A 7,331-nucleotide genomic window follows, 5' to 3' on the forward strand; every position below is an offset into this window, starting at 1 on the left:
ATCATTGGGACAGGAGGAGCCCGGGCGGAACTGCTGGGCACCAAAGTCGGGGACACGGCGCTGCTGGAAGCCCTGAAAACGCGACCGGCCCAAACTTTTGAAGCAACCGATCCAGAAGGCGTTGCCAGAATCTATGCCGCCGCTGCGGTGGGCGGCGACACCCGGTCCGGGCTTTACGCGGTAGCCAGTATTCCCCGGGAAACGATTACCTCATCGGCCAAAAATCAACTGGCCCTGTCACTCACCTTGCTTGCCGTGTTGGCGGCGTTCGGCACCGTGGTTGCCCGATGGATGGGCCACAACATGATTGTTGCCCCCACTCGGCGGCTGCTCCATCAGGTCAATAGCCTGGCCGGCGTTGATGCGGAGAGTCACGCGGGACTGGGCAAAAGCACGAATGAGGTCACCGGGTTATCGCATGCCTTTCACCGGATGCTCGATATCCGGAAGGCGCGCGAGAATGAGCGTGACGGCACCGAGGCTGCGCTGCGGTCAACCCAGGACCGTCTGCTTGCCGCGCAACGCATCGGGAAAATAGGCAGTTGGGAATTCGATATTGCAGCCAACCAGGTGTGGGGGTCCGATCAAGCCCGCGAACTCTACGGACTGACGCCAGAATCGTTGGAATCGTCTGTGGGCACCTACGAGCGTGTGTTGGCGCAGGTCTTTGCGCAAGACCGGGAGCGCTTTGACGTCGCCGAGAAAAGTTTTGTTGCGGGTAACGGCGCGCTGGACATCGAGCATCGCATCGTCAGCGCCAATGGTGAGGTTCGCTGGGTTCATGTGCTTTGCGAGTCCATGGTCAACCCCCACGGCAAGCCGGTAACGCTGTCAGGCACGGTACAGGACATAACGGACCGCAAGCGCGCAGATGAGGCTCAGCGCGCAGGCGACGCACAGTTCCGCCTGCTGACAGACGCGATGCCCCAGATCGTCTGGATCAAGCAAGCGGATGGCTGTCACACCTACTTTAATCAGAGATGGGTGGACTACACCGGCCTGGAGGTGGCGGAGAGCCTCGGCCACGGCTGGACCCGTCTCGTTCATCCCGATGACAGCCTGCGGGTTTCCAGGCTTTGGGAGCAGGCGTTGGTGAGTGGCGAGCCCTGTGAGATCGAATACCGGCTGCGCCGGGCTGACGGCGTCTATCGCTGGATGCTGGACCGTGCAATTGCGCAATGTGATGCGACGGGCCAGACGACCCAATGGCTAGGTACTTTGACCGATATTGACGACCTGAAACAGGCCACGGAGCTCGTGGAGAAAAACTTCTCCATGAACCGGATCGCCGGCAGGGTTGCGCGCCTGGGTGGATGGACGATTGAACTGCCGGACCGCTCGCTGACCTGGTCGGACGAAAACTGCGTTATTCACGACGTCGCACCAGGGTATCAACCGACATTGGAAGAGGGGATTGGCTACTTTCTTCCAGAACATCAGGCCATCGTTATCCAGCATGTGGAGGCTTGCGCGCAACATGGCACGCCGTACGACTTTGTGCTTCCCAAGCTCACTGCCAAGGGCCGGCGCATCTGGGTGCGTTGTATCGGCGAGGCTCAGCGTGATGCAGCGGGAAAGATCGTTCGCCTTCAAGGTGCCTTTCAGGACATCACGGAGCAAAAGGAGGTCGAGGCGCGCACGCTTGCCCTGGAGACCCAGCTCATCACAACGCTGGAAAGTATCACAGACGGCTTTTGCCTGATAGATAAAGCCTGGAAGTTCACCTTCCTGAACGGTCCGGCAGAGCGCATGCTCAAGCGCCGCCGGAAAGACATTCTGGGTAAAACCCTGTGGCAGGAATTCCCCGAGACCGTGGGTACGCGTATGGAGCGCGAATACCGCTTAACGGTTGAAGAGCAACGCACGACCCGCTTTGAGACCTTTTATCAGCCGCTGAATACCTGGTTTGATGTCCACGTTTATCCGACGGAAGCGGGGCTCGCGGTTTATTTTCAGGACATCACCCAGAGACGCCTGGAGCAGGCGCAGCTGCGCCTGCTGGAAACGGCGGTGTCCCGCTTGAATGACATGGTGGTCATCACGGAAGCCGAAGCCTTCGACGATGCGGGTCCGCGCATTGTGTTTGTGAACGATGCTTTCGAGCGCCACACCGGCTACAGCCGGGAGGACGCCATCGGAAGTACCTCCAGGCTTCTCTGGGGACCCAAAACCCAGCGTGCCGAGCTGGACCGGATTCGTGCGGCCATGGAAAAGTGGCAAGCCGTGCGCGCGGAAATTGTCATTTACACCAAGGCCGGCAAGGAGCTCTGGCTGGAAACAGATATTGCGCCCATCGCCGACGAGTCTGGCAGATTCACCCATTGGGTGGCTGTCGAGCGCGACATCACGGAACGCAGGCAACAGCGGGAAGAAATTCTCAGGCTCAATGGCGAGCTCGAAGAACGGGTGCTGCTGCGCACCGCCCAGCTCGCAGCGGCGAACAAGGAATTGGAGTCTTTTGCCTATTCGGTGTCGCATGACCTGCGCTCGCCTCTCAACACCATTCATGGATTCAGTCAGTTGCTGCTGAAAATAGAAGCAGGCAATGTCAGCGAAAAGGGCAAGCACTACCTGGATCGAATCCGTGCCGGGGTCGAGCAGATGAGTAATCTGATTGAAGGCTTGCTGACCCTTGCGCACCTGTCCCGCGAGCAGATCAAGTCAGAGCATGTCGATCTTTCGGCCATTGCCCGGCTGATCGAGCTTGACTACCGCGAGCGGGAGCCGCAGCGCCAGGCACAGGTGCATGTTCACGACGGCCTGAGCGCGCAGGGTGACCCCCGCTTGCTGTTGGCCGTTTTTCAGAACTTGCTGGGTAACGCGTGGAAATTCACTTCCAGGCAGGAGCGGGCAATGATTGAGGTTGGCAGCCAGTCGGGCGCCGACGGTGAGATCATCTTTTTTGTCAAAGACAATGGCGCCGGGTTTGATATGGCTTTCGCCCACAAACTTTTTGGCACTTTCGAGCGCCTTCATTCGCCCGGAGATTTCTCCGGAACAGGCATCGGGCTGGCTACCGTGAAGCGCGTCATTGAACGCCACGGGGGCCGCGTCTGGGCTGAAAGCAAATTGAACGAAGGCGCCAAGTTCTATTTCACCCTGGTCGGGACAACATCGAATCGGTAACGTAAAGGCCGCCTGCGTTGCTACCTGAGCCCGGGTCGGGTGCGGCCATGGCTTTATGGCGTGCGGCATAACGTTGCCGTCCCGATGCGTCATGTCCGCTTTGAGCACCGTCCGTTTCAGTTGGCCATCGTATGCAGCGGAATGTCTTTGGCCACCGCCAGCTTGTCGAGCTGCTTGCGCGTTCGCGTGCGTAAAAAAGCGCCGACAGCCTGGTGCGTGGCAGGTGCAAACATCGCCTTCATGCCGGGCACCGCAATGCCCGCAGCCGCGCACAGGCTGGCTGCGAAGTGCGGCTCCAGCGCCGCCAGCGCCACGCGGCCATCCTTGCAGGGGTAGACGCGGTAGCCGGCATGGCCGCCGCCGACGGCTGCGCCCGCCTGGGTCAGGCCCCAGGTGCGCGGCAGGGCCAAATATGCGGCCGCGCCGGAGAGCGCAATTTCAAGGTAAACCCCTTTGCCCTTGCTGCGCTGGTGCATCACCGCCTGCAACACCGCTTCGCTGGTCATCAGCGAGCCGCCCATGTCGGCGTAGAGCGTGGCGGGCAAATCGAGGCCGGTGACCAGGTCGTTTTCGGCCAGGTAGGTGAGGTCGTGGCCGGGTTCTTCGGCGCGTTCGCCGGCGGCGCCGACGATGGCGATCTGGCTCAGCTGGGGGTGCTGTTTGCGCAGCGCCTTCCACGTCAGGCCCAACTTGACCAGCGCCGAGGGCCTGAACGAGGTGAGCAGCACGTCGGCCTTGGCCAGTTCGCGGTGCAGCAGTTTTTGACCCGGCTCGGTCTTGAGGTCACCGCTGAGAATTTTCACGCCGGCGTGCAGTTGCGCATAGGCTTGCGCGTTGTATTGGCCCATCGGGTCGCCGGCAGGCGGCTCCAGCTTGAGGCAGCGGGCACCCATCTGGCGGCAACGCATCAGCGCTGCCGGGCCGGGGAGATTGAGCGCCAGGCTCAGGATGCGGACGCCTTTGAGCGACTGGAGGGGCTTGAGCGCTGGGGGGGAGGGACGTGTCATTTGCTCTTTTATTAATAGCGGCTTGCGCATGATGCGCATGGGCTGCAGGCCAAAATTACTGCTAATTTACCGCAAAAAACGGCCTCCCCCTGAAAAACGGGCAACACCGTCACCCGCAGAAGCTCAGTGCGCCACGCAGCGGCGGCCCCTTATTCGCCGAAGTTCAGCGGCAGGCCGACGTAGTTTTCGGCTACCGAGCGCGCACCCGCCTCGGAATGGATGAGGTAGTCGAGTTCGGCTTCCTGAAACTTTTGGCCAATCTCGCCGTTTTCAGGAAAGCGGTGCATCAGGCCGGTGAACCACCATGAAAAGCGCTCGGCGCGCCAGATGCGGCGCAGGCAGCGTTCGGAATAGTTGTCAATGCCTGCTTCGGTCTTGTCCTGGTAGAACTCGATCAGCGCACTTGACAGGTATTTCACGTCGGTGGCCGCCAGGTTCAAGCCTTTGGCGCCGGTCGGCGGCACGATGTGGGCGGCGTCGCCCGCCAAAAACATGCGGCCAAAGCGCATCGGCTCGGTCACAAAGCTGCGCAGCGGGGCAATGCTTTTTTCAATCGACGGGCCGGTGACCAGCTTGGCGCGCGCTTCAGGGTCCAGGCGCAGGCGCAATTCCTGCCAGAAGGCTTCGTCGGACCAGTCTTCTACTTTATCGGTCAGCGGCACCTGCAGGTAGTAGCGGCTGCGCGTTGGGCTGCGCTGAGAGCACAGGGCAAAGCCGCGCGGGCTGTTGGCGTAAATCAGTTCTTCATGCACCGGCGGCGTGTTGGACAGGATGCCAAGCCAGCCGAAGGGGTAGATTTTTTCGTATTCCCGGATCGCGCTGCGCGGTGCGCTGGCGCGGCACACGCCGTGAAAGCCGTCGCAGCCGGCAATGAAGTCGCACTCGATTTCATGCGTTTGGCCGTCTTTTTCGTAGCGCACGCGGGGTTTGGCGGTGTCGAAGTCATGCACCGTCACGTTGCTGGCCTCGTAAATGGTGGTCAGCCCCGCCGCTTTGCGCGCATCCATCAGGTCGCGCGTGACTTCAGTCTGGCCGTAGACCATGAGGTTTTTGCCGCCGGTGAGCCGGTTCATGTCGATGCGGTGGCGCTCGCCCTTGAACAGCATGTCAAAGCCGCCGTGCACCAGGCCCTCCGCGTGCATGCGCTTGCCGACACCGGCCTCGTCCATCAGGTCGATGCAGACCTGTTCCAGCACGCCGGCGCGAATGCGGCCCAGCACATAGTCGCCGGTCTGGCGCTCAATGATGACGGCATCGATGCCGGCCTTGTAGAGCAGCTGGCCCAGCAAATGCCCGGCCGGTCCGCCGCCCACAATGGCTACTTGTACACGCATGCTGGTCTCCGTTGATCATTGGTTGGTGAAGCGTTGCAAGCGTAAGCGGCTGCACAGCTTGCGGCGCATGCCGACCGCGGGCTTTGCACGATGGTTGGGAAACTTGTGCGATGATCGCGCAATGGCTGCTTATAAAACCATCAGCACCTCCAGCGCTTTCCCCATCGCCAAGCCCGACCTGATTGAAGGCATGGCCAAGGGCATGGCCGTGCTCGAGAGTTTTGACACCCAGCGCCAGCGGCTCAATGCCACACTGGCGGCCGAGCGGGCCGGCATTACCCGGGCCTCCGCGCGCCGCCACCTGCTGACGCTGACGCATCTGGGCTACCTTGAAACCGACGGGAGTTATTTCTGGCTGGCGGCCAAGGTGCTGCGGTTTTCGGGCAGTTACCTGGCCACCGCCCGCTTGCCCCGCGCCATTCAACCGACGCTGAACCGGCTGGCCGCCCAGGCGCAGGAATCTTTTTCGGCGGCGGTGCTGGACGGCGACGAGGTGGTGATCATTGCGCGCAGTGGTTTTGAGTGGAAGAGTTTTGTCGACGCCAAAACAGCGCCAGCCCGGGTGCAGGCCTATGGCTTGCATCTGGGGGCGCGCTTGCCCGCGCACGCCACGTCCACCGGCCGCGTGCTGCTGGCCGCGAGGCCTAAAAGCGAGGTCAATGCCTGGCTCAAGGCCCGGGCCGAGGCCGGCCCCTTGCCCCGTCTGACGCTGCACACCACCACAGATCCGCGCAAGCTGAAAAGCCTGCTCGACCAGGTGCGCCTTGACGACTACTGCGTGGCCAGCGAAGAGCATGAGTTGGGCATCACCGCCCTGGCCGTTCCGCTGCGCGACATGCAGGGACGCACGGTGGCCGCGATCAACGTGGTCAACTCGTCGCAGCGGCTGATGCATGACGCGCTGCAGCGGGATTTGTTGCCGCTGCTGCTGGACGCGGCGCGCGAATTGCGCCCGCTTTTGTAAGGAACGACGGCGGACTCTTGAGGCTCAGACGCCCAGATGCTTCATGGGTGTTCCACGCCAATGTCTTCACCCAGACAAGCCGCCGCCTGCACGCCAGCATCGGCGCGGATGTGCGCAGTGTCATGGCAATTTCGAGCTGGCGCTGCTCGCCTTGGCTGATGGTGCCGGCGATGCTGGATTTTCTGTTCTTGAATCCGCGGCATGTGTGTTTTCAGTTGAGGCAGGCCGTGGCGGGACTATGGCCGACGCAGGCCAGCGCGCTAGTTAGCCACTGGCGGCACCATTCGGCACCTTCCGTTTCAGGCAGCGTGCCGCTGCTGGCGTCGTGGCACCAGACATCGCCAATGCGACGGGCGCCCAGGTCCTGCAGGCGTTCATCAAATTGTTTGCCGCCAAAGCAGAAGGTCTGCCGATAAGTGCTGTCACCCAGCGCGATCACGCCGTAACGCACATGGCCCAAAAACTGCGGTTGCGCGGCCAATGATTCGTACAGTGCCCGGGCATTGTCAGGGACATCGCCCGAGCCATAGGTGGAGGTACAGATGAGATAAAGTGCATCTTCAGCGTTTGCTGCATCGAAGACGCCGATGTCCAGCGTATCCATCAGTTCGATTTCAACACCACTCACCAGGTCCGCGCAGCCCATTTGAATGGCCTGCGCAACATAGTCGGCAGTGCTGCTCATGGTGCCCACCAGAATTTTCAGCTTCATCAAAAAGTCCCCAGAAAACATGCAATCAATGGCTTGATATTTAATCAAACCGAATATTTTCAGCGCAACCCTTTTAAAAGCAGGGCGGGGCTGCTTCAAGACCCTGTCTGAACATGAAACAAACGTCACGATGAGCGAGTGGGGCGTGCCCGCCGCGTCGGTCGGTTCGTCGCAAGCGACCGCCGCCG

5 protein-coding genes are annotated in these 7,331 nt (G+C 61.2%); 2 read left to right on the top strand and 3 right to left on the bottom strand.

All coding sequences use genetic code 11. The annotated features are described in order from the left end of the window. Positions 1 to 3,126, top strand: a 3,126-nt coding sequence (locus Q8K05_RS00925; RefSeq protein ID WP_305244676.1) for a PAS domain S-box protein, incomplete at its 5' end; no start/stop codon positions are given. Positions 3,127 to 3,242: 116 nt separating this feature from the next. Here the strand turns inward: Q8K05_RS00925 and Q8K05_RS00930 are convergent. Next, positions 3,243 to 4,133, bottom strand: a complete 891-nt coding sequence (locus tag Q8K05_RS00930) for a CoA transferase (RefSeq protein WP_305244677.1) — start codon at positions 4,131 to 4,133, stop codon at positions 3,243 to 3,245. 149 nt (positions 4,134 to 4,282) lie between these two features. Further along, entirely contained in the window at positions 4,283 to 5,467 is a 1,185-nt protein-coding gene (gene pobA / locus Q8K05_RS00935) for a 4-hydroxybenzoate 3-monooxygenase (RefSeq protein WP_305244678.1), read from the bottom strand. A 121-nt stretch (positions 5,468 to 5,588) separates the two neighbouring features. Between pobA and Q8K05_RS00940 the strand changes: the two genes are divergently transcribed. Further along, positions 5,589 to 6,431: an IclR family transcriptional regulator C-terminal domain-containing protein gene (locus Q8K05_RS00940; RefSeq protein WP_305244679.1), complete on the top strand. Its 843-nt coding sequence runs from the start codon at positions 5,589 to 5,591 to the stop codon at positions 6,429 to 6,431. Between the two features lie 211 nt (positions 6,432 to 6,642). Here Q8K05_RS00940 and Q8K05_RS00950 read toward each other — a convergent pair whose 3' ends face one another. Next, complete coding sequence (locus Q8K05_RS00950; RefSeq protein ID WP_305244680.1) at positions 6,643 to 7,242, bottom strand: flavodoxin domain-containing protein; 600 nt, start codon at positions 7,240 to 7,242, stop codon at positions 6,643 to 6,645. Positions 7,243 to 7,331 lie beyond the last annotated feature (89 nt).

The organism is Polaromonas sp., assembly GCF_030682935.1.
In the GTDB taxonomy this organism is placed as follows: Bacteria; Pseudomonadota; Gammaproteobacteria; order Burkholderiales; family Burkholderiaceae_C; genus Polaromonas.

Bases quoted from the DNA above. Each gene is read 5' to 3' on its own strand.
- Q8K05_RS00930 (WP_305244677.1), bottom strand. From the start codon at position 4,133: ATGACACGTCCCTCCCCCCCAGCGCTCAAGCCCCTCCAGTCGCTCAAA.
- pobA (WP_305244678.1), bottom strand. From the start codon at position 5,467: ATGCGTGTACAAGTAGCCATTGTGGGCGGCGGACCGGCCGGGCATTTG.
- Q8K05_RS00940 (WP_305244679.1), top strand. From the start codon at position 5,589: ATGGCTGCTTATAAAACCATCAGCACCTCCAGCGCTTTCCCCATCGCC.